General features: G+C 67.8%; 22 protein-coding genes. 16 read left to right on the top strand and 6 right to left on the bottom strand.

Features of this window, described 5'->3' with window-relative positions; all coding sequences use genetic code 11:
• The first annotated feature begins 15 nt into the window (after positions 1-15).
• Together HMPREF9336_RS00575 and HMPREF9336_RS00570 are read left to right on the top strand one after the other, a co-directional pair.
• Positions 16-1,662, top strand: coding sequence for an FAD-dependent oxidoreductase (locus HMPREF9336_RS00575; RefSeq protein ID WP_007472342.1), 1,647 nt, complete (start codon positions 16-18; stop codon positions 1,660-1,662).
• 170 nt (positions 1,663-1,832) lie between these two features.
• Complete coding sequence (locus HMPREF9336_RS00570; RefSeq protein ID WP_007472344.1) at positions 1,833-3,086, top strand: HNH endonuclease signature motif containing protein; 1,254 nt, start codon at positions 1,833-1,835, stop codon at positions 3,084-3,086.
• 322 nt (positions 3,087-3,408) lie between these two features.
• Here the strand turns inward: HMPREF9336_RS00570 and mshD are convergent, their stop codons facing one another.
• Positions 3,409-4,206, bottom strand: a complete 798-nt coding sequence (mshD, locus tag HMPREF9336_RS00565; RefSeq protein ID WP_007472345.1) for a mycothiol synthase — start codon at positions 4,204-4,206, stop codon at positions 3,409-3,411.
• 21 nt (positions 4,207-4,227) lie between these two features.
• On the bottom strand, positions 4,228-4,977 hold the full coding sequence (locus tag HMPREF9336_RS00560; protein WP_007472347.1) for a winged helix-turn-helix transcriptional regulator: 750 nt from the start codon (positions 4,975-4,977) through the stop codon (positions 4,228-4,230).
• A 123-nt stretch (positions 4,978-5,100) separates the two neighbouring features.
• Between HMPREF9336_RS00560 and HMPREF9336_RS00555 the strand changes: the two genes are divergently transcribed.
• The 6 genes from HMPREF9336_RS00555 to HMPREF9336_RS00530 all read left to right on the top strand — a co-directional run bounded on the left by HMPREF9336_RS00555 (position 5,101) and on the right by HMPREF9336_RS00530 (position 8,975).
• On the top strand, positions 5,101-5,889 hold the full coding sequence (locus HMPREF9336_RS00555; protein WP_007472349.1) for an LmeA family phospholipid-binding protein: 789 nt from the start codon (positions 5,101-5,103) through the stop codon (positions 5,887-5,889).
• Complete coding sequence (locus HMPREF9336_RS00550; protein ID WP_007472350.1) at positions 5,886-6,320, top strand: thioredoxin family protein; 435 nt, start codon at positions 5,886-5,888, stop codon at positions 6,318-6,320. The genes HMPREF9336_RS00555 and HMPREF9336_RS00550 overlap by 4 nt, the downstream gene beginning before the upstream one ends.
• A 193-nt stretch (positions 6,321-6,513) precedes the next feature.
• Positions 6,514-7,014, top strand: a complete 501-nt coding sequence (locus HMPREF9336_RS00545) for a DUF4395 domain-containing protein (protein WP_007472352.1) — start codon at positions 6,514-6,516, stop codon at positions 7,012-7,014.
• Positions 7,015-7,053: 39 nt separating this feature from the next.
• Positions 7,054-7,890, top strand: a complete 837-nt coding sequence (locus HMPREF9336_RS00540; protein WP_007472354.1) for a sulfurtransferase — start codon at positions 7,054-7,056, stop codon at positions 7,888-7,890.
• Positions 7,891-7,974: 84 nt separating this feature from the next.
• Entirely contained in the window at positions 7,975-8,280 is a 306-nt protein-coding gene (locus HMPREF9336_RS00535) for a DUF1416 domain-containing protein (RefSeq protein ID WP_007472357.1), read from the top strand.
• A gap of 110 nt (positions 8,281-8,390) precedes the next feature.
• Positions 8,391-8,975 (top strand): heme-binding beta-barrel domain-containing protein, encoded by a 585-nt coding sequence (locus HMPREF9336_RS00530; RefSeq protein WP_007472359.1) that lies wholly within the window; start codon positions 8,391-8,393, stop codon positions 8,973-8,975.
• A 30-nt stretch (positions 8,976-9,005) separates the two neighbouring features.
• Here the strand turns inward: HMPREF9336_RS00530 and HMPREF9336_RS00525 are convergent, their stop codons facing one another.
• A complete protein-coding gene (locus HMPREF9336_RS00525) occupies positions 9,006-9,863 on the bottom strand; it encodes an aminodeoxychorismate lyase (RefSeq protein ID WP_007472360.1) in 858 nt (285 codons plus the stop codon).
• A gap of 92 nt (positions 9,864-9,955) precedes the next feature.
• Between HMPREF9336_RS00525 and HMPREF9336_RS00520 the strand changes: the two genes are divergently transcribed.
• The 4 genes from HMPREF9336_RS00520 to HMPREF9336_RS00505 all read left to right on the top strand — a co-directional run bounded on the left by HMPREF9336_RS00520 (position 9,956) and on the right by HMPREF9336_RS00505 (position 12,343).
• On the top strand, positions 9,956-10,474 hold the full coding sequence (locus HMPREF9336_RS00520) for a hypothetical protein (RefSeq protein ID WP_156920248.1): 519 nt from the start codon (positions 9,956-9,958) through the stop codon (positions 10,472-10,474).
• Positions 10,475-10,512: 38 nt separating this feature from the next.
• A complete protein-coding gene (locus HMPREF9336_RS00515; protein WP_007472365.1) occupies positions 10,513-11,022 on the top strand; it encodes a hypothetical protein in 510 nt (169 codons plus the stop codon).
• Between the two features lie 9 nt (positions 11,023-11,031).
• Positions 11,032-12,054: a CAF17-like 4Fe-4S cluster assembly/insertion protein YgfZ gene (gene ygfZ, locus HMPREF9336_RS00510; RefSeq protein WP_021029854.1), complete on the top strand. Its 1,023-nt coding sequence runs from the start codon at positions 11,032-11,034 to the stop codon at positions 12,052-12,054.
• 76 nt (positions 12,055-12,130) lie between these two features.
• Positions 12,131-12,343: a DUF3073 domain-containing protein gene (locus HMPREF9336_RS00505; RefSeq protein WP_007472368.1), complete on the top strand. Its 213-nt coding sequence runs from the start codon at positions 12,131-12,133 to the stop codon at positions 12,341-12,343.
• A gap of 20 nt (positions 12,344-12,363) precedes the next feature.
• Here HMPREF9336_RS00505 and HMPREF9336_RS00500 read toward each other — a convergent pair whose 3' ends face one another.
• Positions 12,364-13,272, bottom strand: a complete 909-nt coding sequence (locus tag HMPREF9336_RS00500) for a sucrase ferredoxin (RefSeq protein ID WP_007472370.1) — start codon at positions 13,270-13,272, stop codon at positions 12,364-12,366.
• Positions 13,273-13,459: 187 nt separating this feature from the next.
• Here HMPREF9336_RS00500 and HMPREF9336_RS00495 point away from each other — a divergent pair, with 187 nt between their 5' ends.
• Positions 13,460-14,158, top strand: coding sequence for a hypothetical protein (locus HMPREF9336_RS00495; RefSeq protein WP_007472372.1), 699 nt, complete (start codon positions 13,460-13,462; stop codon positions 14,156-14,158).
• Positions 14,128-14,931 carry a dienelactone hydrolase family protein gene (locus tag HMPREF9336_RS00490; protein ID WP_084206589.1) on the top strand — a complete coding sequence of 268 codons (804 nt, stop codon included), beginning with the start codon at positions 14,128-14,130 and terminating at the stop codon, positions 14,929-14,931. The genes HMPREF9336_RS00495 and HMPREF9336_RS00490 overlap by 31 nt, the downstream gene beginning before the upstream one ends.
• Here HMPREF9336_RS00490 and HMPREF9336_RS00485 read toward each other — a convergent pair.
• Positions 14,924-16,330, bottom strand: a complete 1,407-nt coding sequence (locus tag HMPREF9336_RS00485; RefSeq protein ID WP_007472375.1) for an MFS transporter — start codon at positions 16,328-16,330, stop codon at positions 14,924-14,926. The genes HMPREF9336_RS00490 and HMPREF9336_RS00485 overlap by 8 nt on opposite strands.
• Positions 16,312-16,776: a MarR family winged helix-turn-helix transcriptional regulator gene (locus HMPREF9336_RS00480; protein WP_007472377.1), complete on the bottom strand. Its 465-nt coding sequence runs from the start codon at positions 16,774-16,776 to the stop codon at positions 16,312-16,314. The genes HMPREF9336_RS00485 and HMPREF9336_RS00480 overlap by 19 nt, the downstream gene beginning before the upstream one ends.
• 123 nt (positions 16,777-16,899) lie before the next feature.
• On the opposite strand from HMPREF9336_RS00480, the gene HMPREF9336_RS00475 reads away from it, so the two are divergent.
• The gene (locus HMPREF9336_RS00475) at positions 16,900-17,463 is read left to right on the top strand and encodes a DinB family protein (protein ID WP_007472379.1); all 564 of its coding nucleotides are present in this window, start codon (positions 16,900-16,902) and stop codon (positions 17,461-17,463) included.
• Between the two features lie 11 nt (positions 17,464-17,474).
• Positions 17,475-18,194: a response regulator transcription factor gene (locus tag HMPREF9336_RS00470; protein WP_007472382.1), complete on the top strand. Its 720-nt coding sequence runs from the start codon at positions 17,475-17,477 to the stop codon at positions 18,192-18,194.
• The last annotated feature ends 2 nt before the right edge of the window (positions 18,195-18,196 follow it).

Genomic DNA, 18,196 nt, shown 5'->3' with positions numbered 1-18,196 from the left:
CGGACTCACAGCCCAATGCCGCACGTTGTCACCCAGTCCTGCTGTAGCGACGGGTCTTGCGTTTTCGCCTGCCCGGTGAACTGCATCCACCCCACGCCCGACGAGCCGGACTTCCTCACCGCCGAAATGCTGCACATCGATCCGGCGGCCTGCGTCGACTGCGGTGCGTGCGTCGACGCTTGTCCGGTCGAGGCCATCGTCCCCGACACCAAGCTCGCCCCGAAGCAGCTGCCGTTCCTCGAGCTCAACGCCTCGTACTTCCCGAAGGGCGGGCGCAAGAAGTGGTACAGCCCGATGCTGGCCCCGATCCCCGAAGCGCCGCACATCAAAGCCAGGCGCGCCCCGTTGCGCGTCGCGGTGGTGGGATCCGGCCCGGCGGGCATGTACGCGGCGGACGAGCTGCTCACCCAGGCGGACGTCGAAGTGAACGTGTTCGACCGGCTCCCGACACCGTACGGGCTGGTGCGCGCCGGAGTCGCCCCGGACCATCAGCGGACCAAGCATGTGGCCAAGCTGTTCGACACGATCTCGGAGCAGAACGGCTTCGCCTTCTACCTCAACGTGCAGGTGGGCCGCGACGTGACGCACGCGGAGCTTCTGCGCCACCACCACGCGGTGATCTACGCCGTCGGGGCCTCGTCTGACCGCAGGCTCGCCGTCCCCGGCGCGGAGCTGCCGGGCAGTTTCACGGCGACGGAATTCGTGACCTGGGTCAACGCGCTCCCCGACCAGGCCGAGCTGCCGGTGCGGTTGGACCACGAGCGGGCGGTGATCGTCGGCAACGGCAACGTGGCGCTCGACGTGGCCCGCGTCCTGACGCTCGACCCCGAGTCGCTCGCCGGGACCGATATCTCGCAGACCGCGTTGACCGCGCTGCGGGCCAGCCAGGTCCGGGAAGTGGTCGTCGTCGGACGTCGAGGCCCGGAATTCTCGGCGTTCACCATGCCCGAGCTGATCGGTCTGACCAGCGCGGTCGAGGTCGTGCTCGATCCGACCGCTCGGGAGCTGGTGCTCAGCGCCCTCGCGGCGATCGGCGATTCGACGGCCAAGGAGAGCACTGTCCGCAGGGAAAAGCTGGAGCTGCTGGCGGCCCTTCCGACCCGTCCTTCGGGCTCTGGCCGCCACGTCCGGCTCTGCTATCAGCTCACGCCGGTGCGTGCGGTCGGAGCGGACCGGGTCGAAGGGGTCGAGTTCGCCGCCGAGGGCTCCTCGGAGCCGACGCTGATCCCGGCGGGCCTCCTGCTCACTTCGATCGGGTACCGGGCCCTTCCGGTCCAAGATTTGCCGTTCGACGAAGCAGCCTCCATCGTGCCCAACAAGGACGGGCGGGTCGTCGACCCCGCCACCGGAGCCGCGCAGCCCGGCACCTATGTCGTCGGCTGGATCAAGCGTGGCCCCAGCGGATTCATCGGCACCAATAAAAGCTGTTCTCGCGAGACCGTGTTCACCCTGGTCGACGACTACAACCGAGGGTTGCTGCCGGAGCCCGAAGCGGGAGCCGACCAGCTCGAAAAGCTGGTGCGTCAGCGTCGGCCGGACGCCGTCGACCGGCAGGGCTGGCGCAACATCAACGCGGCCGAGCTTGCCCGAGGGCATAGGGCGAGCCGCGTTCGGGACAAGTTCACGTCGGTGTCGGAGATGGTCGCCGCCGCAACGGTGTGAGGGCCTTCCTCCCCCGACTGCCACGCCTTCCTCCCCCGGCTGCCACAAAGTTCAGCGAACATGCGTGCGCGGGTTGGGCCGACCTCTACGTGAGCATGTTCGATCACGTCAGTGAAGAAGCATCTGGTTTTCTCTTGTGATGCGTAACACTTTCTGATATAGTCGAATGTATGAGCGGGACTGTGGGAGTCGCTGCGGAGGAGTTGTTTTCCAGCCTCCGGCCGGACGCGTGCGCGGATATGAAGGACGTGCATGCGGCGCTGCGGGAAGTGGAGCGCCTGGACGCGGTGCTGCTGGCTCGCAAGGCCGAGCTGGTGGCGGACGCGGCGGAGAGGATCGCCCGACGGAAGGCCGAGGAGGAGAAGGTCTTGGGGAAGGGGATCTTCACCTTTTCGGCTCGTGAGGCGGCGATCCTCGAACTCGCCCCGGCGCTCGGGGTCTCTTCTCGCGAGGCGAAGGGCATGTTGTCGTTCGCGGAGAACATGACCGAGCATTACCCGGAGTTCGGGGCCAAGCTCGCGAGGGGCGAGGTCACCGCGAAGGTCGCCCGTTTGGTGGGCAAATCGTTGGAGTCCGCCCCTGCGGGGTGGCGGGAGAAGCTCGACGCGTGGTTGGCGGAGCGCGCTCCGCGTTGGCGTTTGTGCTCGCAGTCCAAGATCCAGGGGTTGATCGAAGCCCAATACATCCGCTGGGACTCCGAATGGACTCGCGAGCGGCGCGAGCGCGCGCACGCCGAGCGAGGCTTGTTCTTCCAACCCATTGGCGACGGGATGGCGAAAATCTGGGGCGCCATGCCCCTCATGGAAGCCGCCGCGGTGAAAGACCGGCTCGACGCCGTCGCAAGGACCGTCTGCCCTGGAGACCCCAGAGCCATGTGGACCCGAAGGAGCGACGCCCTCGCCGCCCTCGTCGGGAACGGGGAAGACCGCCTCCGCTGCGAATGCGGACGCGACACTTGTCAGGCCGCGCAGAGAACTGTGCCCCAGGCCAAACCCGTCGAACTCGTCGTGGACCTCGCCGTCCTCGCCAACCTCTCCGATCTGCCCGCTTGGCTCGCCGGAGCCCCCATCGACCCCGACTTAGCCAGAGCGATGGCCAAAGCGTCGAAGAACATCCGCTTCACCACCACCCCCGAACAGTACAAACCGACCACGGCCGTCGAAACCCACGTCAACGCCCGCGACCGGCACTGTCGATTCCCAGGGTGTTATCGCCGAGCGAGAACCGAACTCGACCATACGAACCCCTTCGACCACCACAACCCCAGCGCGGGCGGACAAACCGTCCCCCAAAACATAAAACGACTCTGCAAACACCACCACCGAGCAAAAACCCACGGCAAATGGCGAGACACACAAAACCCAGACGGCGCCATCGCATGGACATCACCCACCGGCCAGCACTACACCACCAACCCCGACTGAGCTGCGCCGTTGCCGACACCACCCCAGGCTTAGCGTCTCGATCAACCGCGCCTCGCCCTCGGTCCTGTGCGCCCGCGCTCACCGGGCACTTCACACCCACCGGACAGCACTACACCACCAACCCCGACTGAGCCAGATCGTCTGCGCGCCCCGCCACCTCCCCCGCACCAAGCACCGCGCGTGCCCGGACGCCCCCGACCTCACCCCCGCGCGTCCGCCCGCGACAAACGGCGAGACCGCTTCCCCATCCCACTCGCAGAACTCGTGGGAAATACCGCAGCCCCCGACTGCACCACCTACTGGCCAGCCCGCGCGATATCACTTACGCCCGGACGTAGGCGATGTCTTGGGCGTGGACGCTGAAACCGAGGCCCCGGTATGTCGCGATGGCGGCCGCGTTCGTCTGCTCGACGTAGAGCTTCACCTGGCCGAGCGCCTGTTCCTGCAAATACCGCAGTCCGATCAGCGTGAGCGCCTTGCCCAGGCCCTTGCCATGGATGGCCGGATCCACCCCGAGGACGTAGACCTCGCCCATCCTCGGCTCGGTCGGCGTCTCCGGGTGGATCTTGGTCCAATGGAAACCAAGCACACGGTCTTCCGCGTCCACGGCGAAGAAGATCCCCGCCGGGTCCACCCACGGCTGGGCCAGCCGTTCCCGCAGCTTCGCCAGACTCCAGCCCCCCTGCTCCGGGTGCCAATCGAACGCCGCGTTGTTCACCCTCAGCAATTGCTCGTCGTCCTGCGGTCCTTGATACGTCCGGATCGACACGCCATCCGCTCGCCGCGCCTCCGGCAATGGCGGGTGCGTGAGCCAACGCCGCATCTGCAACAGGGTGCGGACTGGCACAAGCCCGAATCGGCGGACGATCGCTTGCGAGGCCGGGCTGTTCTCGTGGTCCCACAGGTAGGCTCCCGGCCCAGCCTCGTCAAGGGCGGCGCGCACCAGCCTGGAGCCGAGGCCGCAGGAACGGTGCCCCGGTTGGACGGTCACCTCGACCATCGCGGGCTGGCCCGGTCTGCCTGGCTCGATGACGGCCGCTCCCGCCTCAGCGCCCTGCTCGCCCGGCGCGACGATCCGCCGCGTCCCGTTCGGCAGCTCTTCTCGAATGAAAGCGTCCATAGTCGCGTCGGCCCGTCTCGGTCAGTTCGCAGCTTGCTCTGCGACCGAGCCTTCGTCTTCCGAGCCCTCGTCCCCGTTTTCCTCGCCCCTGCGACGGTCTTTCCCGTTCCGGTTGACCGGCCGCACCGCCTTGTAACCGACGTTGCGCACCGTTCCGATGAGCGCCTCGTGCTCGGGGCCGAGCTTCGCCCGCAATCGCCGGACGTGCACGTCCACTGTCCGGGTGCCGCCGAAGAAGTCATAGCCCCAGACCTCTTGCAACAGCTGCGCGCGGGTGAACACCCGCCCCGCGTGCTGGGCGAGGTATTTCAGCAGTTCGAACTCTTTGTACGTGAGGTCGAGGGATTTCCCGCGCAAGCGGGCCGTGTAGGTGCCTTCGTCGATGACCAATTCGCCCAAGGTCACCTTGTCCGAGCCGGCGCTGACCGCCGCCCGTCCGCGCAAAAGGCGCAGCCTGGCGTCGAGCTCGGCCGGGCCGATGCCCGGCAGGAAGAAGTCGTCGAGGCCCCAGTCCGGGGAGAGCGCGACCAAACCGCCCTCCTGGAACAGCGCGGCGATCGCAGGGGTGCTCCCCGCCCCGGCGAGAACCCGGCACAAGCCTCGCGCCGACCCCAGATCCGTCCGCGCGTCAACAATGATCACGTCCACCGGGCCCCCGTCGATCAGGGAGGCGAAGTCCGGCGGGAGCGTCCGCACCGCGTGGGCGAGCAAGCCCAACGCTGGCAGGGCGACCTCTGGGCGAGGGTCGGCGCTCATGAACAGTAGGTCCATCACGCCTCCGTTGTGCATGCTCGGTCGTCAACTTTTCGGCCGTCTGTCACAGAATCTCCGACAGACGCGGCTCTCATACTGTATCGTGCGGCTCCGGAAATGCGCGCGATGCACAATAATACGATGTGGAAAAAGGCCCTTGTCGGCTTCGCGCTCCTGTGCGGGATGATCGTGCTCGCCGACTTTTTGCTCGCCGCCCACTCCGAATACCGCTTCTCTCGTGCGGTTCGCGGAGCCAGCGGCTTGAAGGGCGACCCGTCCGTGACCATCAACGGATTCCCCTTCCTCTGGCATAGCGAGCGCGGACGGTACGAGCAGATCACTATCCAGGCGACCGACGTGCCTCTCGGCGAGGGCAAGTACGCGAACATGGAGGCCACGCTCAACCAAGTCTCCGCCGCGAGGGGCGGCGTGGCCATCCTTGGGGCCGACCGGCTCCACGTCGACTCCGCGCGTGCCCGGACGCAGCTCGACGCCCGGAACCTCGGCCGCTACCTCGGCATCCCCGATCTGCGGATCTCCTCCTCGACCGCCCACGCGCAGGAGATGCCCTACAGCTTCCCGCTCCTGCGGCGCACCCTCGCCACCTACGGCGTGGTGCTCACCGGGACAGTCCACCTCGGCGACGGCTTCGCCAGCCGCGTCGCCGTCCGCGCGGCGGTCTGGCTCGAAGGCCAGGCGGTGCGGATCGTGCCGGTGAGCCCCTACACCGGCTTCGAGGCCCCCGACGCCGTGCTCACCCCGCCCGGCTCGGAGTCGGACGTGCTCAATCTCTTCAACGTCACCCTGCCGAATCTGCCGCTGCCGTTCGACATCGCGCCCCAGCAGGTCAGCGTCGTCGGCTCTAAGATCGTGATCGAAGGACAGACGAAGGGAATGGACGTGACGCCGCAACGGTTCTACTTCGCATGAACAGCGCCTTGCCTCTCGTGGTTTTGGCCGTCGCGCTGGTCGTGGCCGTGGCGGTCGGAGCGCTGTGGCGCTCCCGGCAGGGCAAGGTCCGGCTGGCCAAGCCCGCCGCCCCCGCAGTCCAAGCCCTGAACCTCGGCGAGCTGGCGGACCACGGCGTCGGCGCGGGCGAGCCTGTGGTGCTGCATTTCTCCGCGACCTGGTGCGCGCCGTGCAAGGCTGCGCGCACCGTGATCGAATCCGTCGTGAGCCAAGGCTCGGGCCGCGACGTGGAACTCGACCTCGACGAGAACCAAGCCCTCGCGCGCAAGCTCGGCGTGCTCTCGTTGCCGACGACCTTGGTCTACGACGGCGACGGCGCGCTGCTGGCCCGTATCGCGGGCGTGCCGAAAGCGGACAAGCTGCGCGAGCTGCTGGACTCCGCGCAGGTGTGAGGCAGCTTCGCTGCGGCGCGGACGCAGCGGACATGCGTATGCTGGAGCCATGGGTTTGTGCCTCACGAGTCGTCGCGCCCTCGACCAGGGCCGGTGCAGCTCGCAGCTGTGTCCGTTGAGCTGACGAGCGCCCCTCCGCGCTCCACCGCCCCGACTCGCTGAGATCCGCAAACCTCCTTAAAGGAATTTCTCCATGACCTCTCCTTCGGCAGACCAGGTCGACGTTCGCGGCCCCCGGTTCGCGGCGACGATCACCACCGTCGTCATCGCATTGGTGCTCGTCTTGTCCAGCGTGAACCAGCCCGCCGCCTTGGCCGTGCTCGCCGCGCAGACCATCGTCTTCGCGACCACCGCCGCGCTCGGGCCCAAGCGCGGCCCGTACGGCAAGCTCTTCGCTCGTCTCGTCGCGCCCAAGCTCGGGCCGACGCGGGAGCGCGAGCCGGTCGCCCCGCTGCGCTTCGCCCAGCTCGTCGGCTTCCTCTTCGGAGCCGTCGGCGTCGCGGGGTTCGCGCTCGGCCTCGCGCTGCCGTCCTCCGGCGCGACGGTGGTCGGCGTCGTCGCCACCGCGTTCGCCCTGGTCGCGGCCTTCCTCAACGCGGCGTTCGGGCTGTGCCTCGGCTGCGAGCTGTACCCCTTGGTCCTGCGCCTGGGCGGGGCGAAAAACTCAGCCCCCAACCCGCAGCCCTCCCACTAGCCCCCACCTGAACACGACTGACTTCGAGGAAAGGAAGCCATGTCTCGCGACAACGTGCTCGTCACCGCCGATTGGGCCGAGCAGCATTTGGAAGATCCGAAGATCGTTTTCGTCGAGGTCGACGAAGACACCGCGGCCTACGAGTTCGGCCATCTGCCCGGAGCGGTGCGCCTGGATTGGCGCACCGAGCTGCAAGACCCCGTGCGACGCGACTTCGTCTCGAAAGAGGGCTTCGAGGAGCTGCTCTCGTCCAAGGGGATCGGCCGGGACGACACCGTGGTCCTCTACGGCGGGAACAACAACTGGTTCGCGGCCTACGCGTACTGGTACTTCAAGCTGTACGGGCATCCGGACGTGCGGCTCTTGGACGGCGGACGGAAAAAGTGGGAGCTCGAAGCCCGCCCCCTCATCGCGAGGGTCTCCCCCCGCCCCGCGACCAGCTACCAGGCCGACGAGCCGGACCTCTCGATCCGCGCCTTCCGCGACGAGGTGATCTCGGCCATCGGCACGGCGAACCTCGTGGACGTGCGCTCCCCGGACGAGTTCTCCGGCAAGATCCTCGCCCCCGCGCATCTGCCGCAGGAGCAGAGCCAGCGCCCCGGCCACATCCCCGGCGCGATCAACGTGCCGTGGAGCAGGGCCGCGAACGAGGACGGCACGTTCAAATCCGACGAGGAGCTGCGCGTCCTGTATGAGAACGCCGGTCTGGACCTCGGCAAAGAGACCATCGCGTACTGCCGGATCGGCGAGCGCTCCTCGCACACCTGGTTCGTGCTCAAGGAACTTCTCGGCCAGAGCCAGGTGAAGAACTACGACGGCAGCTGGACCGAGTACGGGGCCTTGGTGGGCGTCCCCATCGCCTTGGGGTCGTCCTAAGGCCCTGATGGCGGCCTCCTGCGTTGTCGGCCGCTCTCATACGCCGCTGCGGAACCTCCGCTCGATGATTTGAAGGAAAGAATTATGTGCGCAGCGCCCCGCCAGGGCCAAACCCTGCCAGCAAGCGTCAACCTGGAGAAAGAGACCGTGCTCAGCGGCCGGGTGCTCGGCTCCGACGGCTCGCCGGTCGCGGGAGCCTTCGTCCGGCTCCTGGACGCGACCGACGAGTTCACCGCCGAGGTCGTCACCTCCGCGACCGGCGATTACCGCTTCTTCGCCGCTCCGGGCATATGGACGTTGCGCGCGATCTCGCGCAACGGGACCGCGACGCTCGAAGTGAGGCCCGCGACAGCGGGGATCCACGAGAACGACCTCACCGTCTCCGCCTGATAGGCTAGAGGCATGGTCGTGCACTTTTTCGAAGCCCTCCTGGTGCTCGTGGGCGTCGTCATCGTCTGGTTCGGCGCGTTGCTGGCGAAGTCGCTGTTCACCGACCCGAAGTGAGCGAGACCTCCCCGCAGAACCTCACCGGTCTGCCGGATCTGCCGTTGCCCGAGGACACGGCGAATCTACGGTTCGGCCCTGACCTCTCCCCCGCGCTTCTCGGCCTGTTGCCGCTGGTCGGCGTGTGGCGCGGGGAAGGCGAGGCGCATGAGCCCGGAAAAGGGGACTACCGCTTCGGGCAGCAGATCGTGGTGGCCCACGACGGCGGCGACTACCTGATCTGGGAATCGCGCTCCTGGCGGATCGACCAAGACGGGAACTACGCCGGGCCGGACGCCCGCGAATCCGGCTTCTGGCGCATCGACGCGAACGACGAGGTCGAACTCATCCTCACGCACGCCGGCGGGGCCATCGAGGTCTACTACGGCAAGCCGCGCAACCAGATCTCCTGGGAGCTCGGCACCGACGTGGTGGTCCGCACGAGCGCCGGCAGCATCTCCGGGGCCGCCAAACGGCTCTACGGCATCGTCTCAGACCCCGACCGCGCAGGCGGCGACCTCGCGTATGTGGAGGAGCGCAGCGCGGGCGAAGGCGATTTCTACCCGGCGCGAAGCGCCCGCCTGCAACGCTATATCGGCTGAGCCTGGCCCCACGTCGCTTTCGGGCGGTGGCTAGGCCAAAGCCGCGTCAACCAGCGGCCTCAGGTCCAGGGCGCCTTCCGGACGACGCAGCGGTTCTCCATCCAGGGTGTGGACCCGAGTCGCCAAGGCGACGCTCGAAACCAGCCACACCCCGTCCGAGGCTCGGAGGTCGCCCCCGGCCAGCGGCTCGATCCGGCAGTCGTAACCGCGCTCCGCGGCATGGCGGTACAGCGCGCGCATGGTCGTGCCGTCCAGGATGCCGTCGTCCGGCGGCGGCGTGCGCAAGGTTCTGCCCGAAGTGACGACGACGGTGGACGTGGGGCCTTCGAGCACCCGCCCCGTCGTGTCGAGGAAGATCACGTCCTGCGCGCCCCGCTCGGCGGCGTGCCGCAACGCGGCCATGTTCATCGCGTACGACAGCGTCTTCGCGCCAAGGAGCAACCACGGAGCCCGCGCGCCGATGTCTGCGGCGATGCCGCGCTCCAACGTGATCGCGCCGACTCCCGCCTCCCGCCTGCGCAACGTGGCTTCGGGCACGGGGGAGAGGTAGAGCAACGCCGTTGGCTCCCGCTCCTCGACCGCGACGCTCTCCCTGCCACGGGTGAGCACGAGCCGGAGCACGCCCTCCTCGTCCGCCCCCCATGCGGCGGTGGCGACCGCCGCCGCGGCTTCCCACTGCCGCGCCTGCACCTCGGGCAGGCCCAGCCGCCGGGCCGAGTCCGCGAGCCTGGCGAGGTGCCGGTCGAATTTCAACACCCGCCCGCCCCTGACCAGCGCTGTCTCGAACACTCCGTCGCCGCGCAGCACCGTCAGGTCGTCCACGTAGAAGAACGGCCTCGCCGCGTCGTGGATCTGGCCGTCGAGGGTGACGAGAAACGCTGCGGGCATAGTCGAAGAGCTTAGTCCTGGCTACAGCCGGAGCGATTACCCTAGTGGGAGAAGCCCTGCCGATCCGGCCCCATCAAGTCAGCGAGGTCTGTGTGAACCGTCCGTCCCGTCGGAAAGCGATGCTGTCCCCCATCCTCGCGGCGGTCATCGCCGGGCTCTGCGCCGCCCCTGCGCGCGCCCAAACCGACACCGCCGAGTTCTGCCGCGACGCGTTCGAAGAGGCCTCTGCCTCCAAGCGCGTGGTCGAAGGCATGATCAACGCCTTGAACGAAGCCGTGGAACGCGTTGACGAGACAACGGAGGCGGACCGCGACGCGACGATCCAACGCGCCCGGACCGGCATCCACGGCCTTCGCGAGGCCGCCGCGCAGCAGCTGCGCGACAGCGCCGACACGATCGAGACGGACGAGCCCGCCGGGCTGTCCGACGATTGGCAAGACCTCGCCGACCAACTGGTCCAGGCACAGCGGAACCTCTCGGACACCATCCTCTACAAAAGCTACGACGAACTCAAACCCGCCGTCACTGATCTCAATCAGAAAAGCATCGCCTTTTTCTCACAATGCGACACGGAGAATCCCAGCGACTCTCGGACGGGCTCCGACGACTAGACTGTGGCCTTGCACACGATGCCCATTGAGGAGGCCTGATGCGAACCCTTTCCGCTCTCCTGGCGGTTTCCGCCGTCGGCTTGGCCGCCAACTTGTTCCCTGCTTCCGCGCACGCCATCGGGAACGCCCCGGCTATCTGCGACGTCGCGGACTCCCACGCCTCGGCGGTGCTCAACGCCTCCAACGCTTTCACCGACGTGCTGGGTCGCAGCGATCCGACCGACGAGTCGTCGCAGGCGCAGTTCCGGGCGACCCGTGCCGACCTCATCCATAAACTGCGCGACGAGGCCGACGCCATCGACGGCCAGGACACCCCCGCCGAGTTCCAAGCCGTCGCGCGCCGGTACACCGCCGCCGAGCGCACCTTCGCCGACGCCATCGTCCAGGGCGACATCGACTCGTTCCAAACGGACGTCGACGAGCGCAACTCGGCGCAGCACGCTCTCTTCGCCCAGTGCAACGCAGCCATCGGCGACCAGCCGAGCGGCGACAAAACCGACCCGCAAAGCAGCCCCGAGGACGGAGCCTCGTCGCCTTCGGACGAGTAGCATGGAGCGATGAGCACCCCCGCTGCCACCCCGCCCCCCGAGCACTGGCCGGACCAGGATGTGCCGTGGCATTACGGCGACCCGCTCGGAGAGCAGCGCGCGGCGGCCGAGGGCCGCGCCGCAGTGGACCGTTCGAACCTCGATGTGATCCGGCTGACCGGGCCCGAGCGGCTGGATTGGCTCAACAAAATCGTCACGCAGAAGGTGGACGAGCTTCCAGCCGCCTCGCAGACCCAGGCCCTCATCCTCGACGCCCACGGCAAAGTCGAGCACCATATGCGCGTCTTCGAGACCGGGGAAGACACGACCTGGCTGGTCACCGAGCCCGGCAAGGGCGCGCCGCTCTTGGACTACCTCCGCAAGATGGTCTTCTGGGCCAAGGTGGTCCCGGAGGCCGCGCCGGATCGGAAGGTCATCGCCACCTTCGAGCAGGGCAAACGCTTTGAGGCCGTCCACCCCTCGGAGTCTTTCGAGGAGGTCTGGGCCACGCTGACCTCGACGCGCGGCTTCCGTCCGGTCGGCACCTGGGCCGATGAGGCGTTGCGCGTCGCCGCGCTCGAGCCCCGCCTCGGCCTGGACACGGACGAGCGGACCCTCCCCCACGAGGTGGGCTGGGTGAACCCGCGCGGAGCGGAGCTGGCCGAGTGGAAGGCCGTGCATCTGAACAAAGGTTGCTACCGGGGCCAGGAGACCGTCTCGAAAATCGCCAACGTCGGGCGCCCGCCTCGCTCGCTTGCCCTGCTGCACTTCGACGGCGAGGACGCGCAGGATCTCCGCCCCGGCGAGAGCATCGCCGACGAGCAGGGCTCCGTCGTCGGCAGGCTCGGCACAGCGGTCACGCACTACGAGCTGGGGAGCGTCGCGCTGGCATTGGTCAAACGCGGGCTCAACCCGGACCGTCCGCTCCTCGTCGCGGGCCGCGCGGCGCAACTGGATCCAGACTCCGTCCTTCGTGAGGAAGAGCACAAGCCGGGCCGAGACGCCGTGGCGAAATGGCGTTTGACGAGCACAGCCGGTCAAAGCTCGCAGTGAGCGCGACGGGGATTGTGCGCACCCCCGTCAAGAACACGCTATGATGTGTAGCGTAAGACAATAAGTATGAAGGTATATGGGAGCCAACCCCCTAAGGTTTCCCATCAGCGCGAGGGGGTTCCCCGTGGGCCGTGGCCGTGCCAAAGCGAAGCAGGCAAAGGTGGCGAGGTCGCTGAAGTACAACTCGCCCAACACAGACTTCGACCAGCTCAAGCGTGAGCTGGCGGTGTCGCGCGGCGAGGAGTCCGATGATGACCAGTGGTATGAGGCAGAGCCCGACCGTCGGTAATTGAGCGTCGGTAATCGAGGTCATGCCGTTCTGGCGCTCTCTTTGATCCCCACGCACCGCAACGCGACGACTGATTTCGAGTCTGCGCCGCAGCTCGCCGGTCGCGGCGGCAGTTTCTCCGCCTGAATCGACACGAGGAACGTCCGTTCGTCGCCGTCCGACAGGCCGACCTCGATTTCGACGTCGCCGTCTTCTCGCTCGTTCGCGCGCAGCCGCTCCACGAGGTCGCCGAACTCGGTCCGCACCGCGATCTCCGCGACTTGTTCCCGCGCGGTCCAGCAGGTCCGCCCCCGAAAACCGTCCAGCCCGACGAGCCCTTGGCCCATGGTCCGAGCGACGGCCACCGCCTCCTCGGGGGCCAGTCTGCCGTACACGCACCCCTCCGGCAGGAAAATCAGCGAAGGGGCGAACCGGTGCCCGCCCGTGTGCGAGCACTCCCACACGTCCTCCCCGGAGGCGGCGAGCGCTTCGGCGACCGGTCTTCCCCGCACCGCGCAACACACATCTCGCCGCCCGTGCGCGCACACCAGCGCGGGCCGCGTCGCTTTCCAGCCCTGCCGATCGCGCCAAAAGGCGCTGTCCCAGGCGAAAATCTGCTCCGGGTCTTGCTCCAATAACTCGCGCAGATCTCGCAGACCAAGCTCCCTGGCACAGCTGGAGCGCAGATCCGGCTCCGTCGCGGCGACCAGAACGCGCTGGCCGCCCGCCTGCGCGTGGCTCGCCCCTGGCCTACGGAGGCAGAGCAGGCGCGCCTGCGCGCGCTCCGCCCATCGCGCCACCGCGCCGGTCAGCTCGCCGAAGACCTCCGCTTCGACGATGTCTCGGCCCCACGGGCCAGGATGCTCCAGGCAGAGCCAGCGTTTCCCCGAGCCCGCCGTGCCAGCCAACGGCTCGTCGAGCGCCGAAACCGCCGAACAGGTGAGGGCCACAGACCGATCTTAACCCGGAAAAGAGCTCTTCGCTCTGTCCCGAGTCGGTCACGGAATCGCCGCATCCACCACGCTCTTCAGGGAATTGCCAGTTTGGCGTGTTTAGAGTGGACGGGCCTGAGAAAGCCGAAACCGGAGTCTCAGATACTGGACGACACAGTCCCAACACGGAGGTTTGACTCTCATTATGATGCGACGCACGCACCGCCTCGCGGCCTTACTGGCCGCCGCGACAGCCTTCGCCGGGTCGGCGGCGGCCGCCGCCGACCCCGCGCCGAGCGATCCGCAGCCGAAACCTGGGCCCTCCCCGTCGTGCGCCGCGCTCGCCGAGCCCGCCAACGACCTCAGGAGCCTGCAAGACCGGCTCACCGGCATCGCGGGCAACGCGGCCAAGGGCGGGCTGGACATCGGCAACCTGATCTCGCTGTACGGCCAGTCGCAAGACCTCCTACGCTCGCTGCGCGAGGAGAGCGGCAAGCTGCGAGACGCGACGGACCAGGTGAGCGAGCCCGAACTGCACGATTCCACACTCGCGGTCGCGGACACCTTGGACGAGGGCTCGGATTTCGTCGAGCAGCTCACCAACCCCGCCGCGCCCAAGCCCAACGCCTCGGACGTTTCCAGCAAAGTGGCCGACCTCTCGACGCACGCAGCCAACTCGCTGCAACGTTTCGGCGGCAGCTACCAGAAGACCTGCGGCGTTGACCTCGGCCTGAAAGACCTCGGCCCGCTCGCCAAGCTCGGCGGCTTGTCCCCGAACCAGACCGCCCCCGCCGCGCCGAACCAGCAGGCCGCCCCCGCTCCGACGGCCCCGAGCGAGGAGCCGGTCGCAACCCCCGCGCCCGCTTCGAACAAATCGCTTCTGGCCCCGGCCCCGATCAAATAACCCCCCGCCCGATCAAACGAAGACGACGGATAGACAAGCGACGTGAGCACACCGACAGCCCAAGAATTGATCTACGGTTCCACACCGATCAGCCTCTACGCCCCACCACGGGCGGACATAGCGAGGACACCGGAGTCGTCGGCCTTGTCGTGGTCCAAGACGCGTTAGGCGTCTGGTCCGCAATCCGAGGCTTCGCAGCCGAAGCCGCCCAGCTCGGCTACCTCACAGCGGCGCCCCATCTGTATCACCGGGCTGGCTCTCCTGTTTTCGAGAGCTCCGAGAACTTCGACGAGATCCGGCCCTACATGAACGGGCTGACCGGCGACAGCATCGTCGAAGACGTCTCCGCCGCCATCGCGCTGCTGCGCCAGCAAGGCGCGCGGAAAGTCGCCATCGCCGGATTCTGCATGGGCGGCACGGTGGCCTTGTTCTCCGCCGCGAACCTCCCGGTGGACGCCGCGGTGACGTACTACGGCGGCGGCCTCGCGGAAGAGCGCTGGCCCGGCGTGGAGCACGGCCTCGCGTCGGCCGGCAAGCTCCAAGCGCCCTGGCTCGGGATCTACGGCTCTCTGGACAAGGGCAACCCCCCGGAAGTCCTCGACTTGCTGGACCAGGCGAGGGCGCACAGCGCCGCGCCGTCCTCGGTCGCGGTGTTCCGAGGCGTGGACCACGCCTTCTCCATCGGACCGGGGGTTTTTCCCGGCTACTCCCCGCAAGAAGCCGCGCTCGCCCACCAACTGGGCTGGGACTTCTTGGCCCGCGCGCTCAGCTGAGCGACAGCGCCTTGCGGCGCAGCGCCGCTTCCGAGGTCAACACGAGGCCGAGGACCGCCACCGTCGCGCCGACCCGGTGCAACGCCGTGTCCGGCGAAACCGCCCCGTGCTGGGCGAAGAAGATCACCGCAGCGGCGGCAAGGGCTCCGAATGCCTGCACCGTCCGGTAGAAGCCGAGGGCGACGCCGAGCTCATGCGGCTTTGCCGATGACTCGATAAGGTTCTGGTTGGCGATATTGTTGAACCCGTTCGGCAGGCCGAGCAGCATCAGCACCGAGACCAACAGCGGCCAAGACGAGTCGTGCCGCACCGCGAAAACCAACGCGGAACCGCCGACGAGCAAGGAAAGCGTCCCCGTGAGCAATGTGGCCACCGCGCCCGACCTCGCGTAGACGCGGCCCGCCGCCATCGTCGCGAGCACCCCGACGACCGCCATCGGCAGCTGGACCAGTCCGCCGTGCTCCGGCGAAAGCGCCCTCGCCGTCTGCAGCCATTGCGGGATTTCCAGGAAGACGAGGTAGAAGGCGATATACGTGCACAGCGAGCGCAGCATCGTGGTCGCGAGCGTCCGATTGCCGACCAGCGCCCGCAGCTCGATGAACGGATACGCCGCCGAACGCTCGAGCACGACGAAAGCCGCTGCGAAGGCGACCGCCGCCCCGAACCACCACCAATCCGGGCTCGTCGTCAAGGACAGCAGGAACAGCATCGCGGACGTCACTGCCGACGCGAACGCCGCCATGCCCGGCAGGTCGAGCCGCCGCACCCGCGCGAGAACCCCGAGGCGCTCGCCCCGCTCGTCCTTTTCCACCACGCGCGAGACAAGGATCGCCGCGAGCGCGGCCACAGGCACGTTCACCCAGAAGATCGACTGCCAGCCCCACAGGCCGACCAAGAAGCCGCCGACCGTCGGGCCGAGCGCCACCACGGAGAGGGAACAGACCGAGAGGACCACGATGGCCGAACTCGCCCTCGCGTTGTGCTGATCGGCGTGCCGTCGGACGATGGTCATCGCGGACGGGTACTGCGTGCCCGTGCCGACGGCGAGGAGCACCCTGGCCAGAAGCAAGACCCCAAGGTTCGGGGCCAGGCCGCCGACCACCGCGCTCAGGGCGATGATCGCGAGGCCGACGAGATAGACCCGCTTCGGGCCGAACATCTCGGCCAGCGCGCCCGCCACGGTCGACGACACGGCGGAGGAGATGTAGAACGCAGACAGCACCCATGCGACGCTCGAAGCGTTGCCGAACTGGACGGCGATCCCGACCAGCGCGACGCCGATCATCGAGGAGTTCAGCGGCTGCAACATGGAGCCGATCCCGAGCGAAGCGGACAAGCGCAGCGGGACCGCGCGCTCCGCCGAGGGAGCGGCGGACACGCTCATCGGGCCTCCCGCCATGTCGTGGCTCCGAGACGGCGGATGAGCTTCCCCGCGAGGTAGAGCAATTCGCGCTCGTGCTCCGTGCACTCCTGGTCGAGCACTTCTTGCAGCCAGCTCGAACGGCGCAGCCGGTCCTCGCTCAGCGTGCTCTCGCCCAGTTCGGTCAGCGAGATGATGCCCGCCCGCGCGTCGTTCGGGTCCGGGTCGCGCCGCACCAGCCCCTGTTCGAGCAGAACCGCGACGATGCGCGCCATGGACTGCGGGGTGACCTGCTCGAAATGGGCGAGGGAGGTCAACGACATCGGACCTTCGCGCATGAGGTGTCCGAGCGCTTGCAACTGCGTCGGCGTGAGCATGTGGTCCGCCCGTTTGGCGCGCAGCCGCCGTTGGAAAGCCATCAGGTCGTCCTGCAGTTGCGCGGTCTCCGGCTTCGCAACCGACGTCGTGCTGTCCTTCTCTGGCATGGTTAGACAGCATAACTGACTAATATCTCCGAGAAAAACCCTGAACGATCTGAATCATCCGTGATATATACACAGCTTTGTTGTTCATATTCCCCCCGACAAGGCTCCTACTACAGTTGCCCCATGGCCGAAGCCCCTTCCCGCCCGCAGCCGGACCGCGAGGTCCTCCTCGACCTCCTCGCCGTGCAGCGCCAATCCCTCGTCGCCAGCTGCCACGGTCTGACCGAGGAACAGGCCCGCGCCACCCCGACCGCGAGCAGCCTCAGCCTTGGCGGGCTGGTCAAGCACGCCGCGTTCGGTGAGCGCAACTGGGTCTCGTTGGCGTTCTTGTTCTGGGCTCCCGGCCAGAAGCGCGCAGGAACCGGCCCCGATGCTTTCGCGGAAAGCTTCCAGCTGCGCGACGGCGAGACCCTGGCCGGGGCCATTGCGGAACTCCAGCTGGCCGGACAGCTGACCGAAGCCTATTTCCGGGCGATTCCCGCGCAGGCGTACGAGCAGTCCCTGCCCATGCCCGCCCATCCGTGGCTCTCAGTTTTCCAATCCCCGCTCTCCCCGCGCTGGATCCTCGCGCACCTCGTCGACGAGCACGCCAGGCACGCCGGCCACGCCGACATCATCCGAGAAAGTCTGGACGGGTCGAAGGCGTACCCGCTCTGGCGAGCGGCTTTAGGCCTCCCCGCCGAGTAGGATTGCCGTTCATGGAGAACACTCCCACAAGCAGCCCGACCGTGCTCGTCGTTGACGACGACCCGGACGTGCTGTCCTCGTTGCAACGGGGACTGCGGTTGTCCGGCTTCTCCGTGGTCACCGCCGACAATGGAGCGGCCGCGCTCTCCGCGGTGCACCAGCAGCACCCGGACGCGTTGATCCTGGACATGAACATGCCCGGCCTCGACGGGGTGAGCGTGGTGACCGCGCTGCGCGCGATGGGCGACGACATCCCGATCTGCGTCCTCTCCGCCCGCAGCTCGGTCGGCGACCGGATCGAAGGGCTCGAAGCCGGGGCCGACGACTACCTCACCAAACCGTTCGTGCTCGGCGAGCTCGTCGCGCGGGTCAAAGCGCTGCTGCGCCGGCCCTCCACGACGAACCGCCCCGCCCCGACCGTCGAGTTCGGCGTCATCCACGTGGACTACCTCAGCGTCGACATCCCCGGTCGGCGGGTGACGGTGGACGACGAGCCGGTGGAGCTCACCAAGCGAGAGTTCGAGCTGCTCGCCGCACTCGCCGAGAACACCGGCGTGGTGCTCTCCCGCACCGAGCTGCTCGAGCGGGTGTGGGGGTACGACTTCGCCGCGGACACGAACGTCGTGGACGTGTTCGTCGGCTATCTCCGCAAGAAGCTGGAGCTCAAAGGCAGGCATCGGCTCATCCACACGGTGCGCGGCTACGGCTTCGTCCTCCGGGCCGGCCAATAAGG

The organism is Segniliparus rugosus ATCC BAA-974, from assembly GCF_000185725.2.
GTDB classification, from domain to species: domain Bacteria; phylum Actinomycetota; class Actinomycetes; order Mycobacteriales; family Mycobacteriaceae; genus Segniliparus; species Segniliparus rugosus.
Note: the sequence above shows the minus strand (reverse complement) of the source record. Positions and strands in the feature narration are given on the sequence as shown.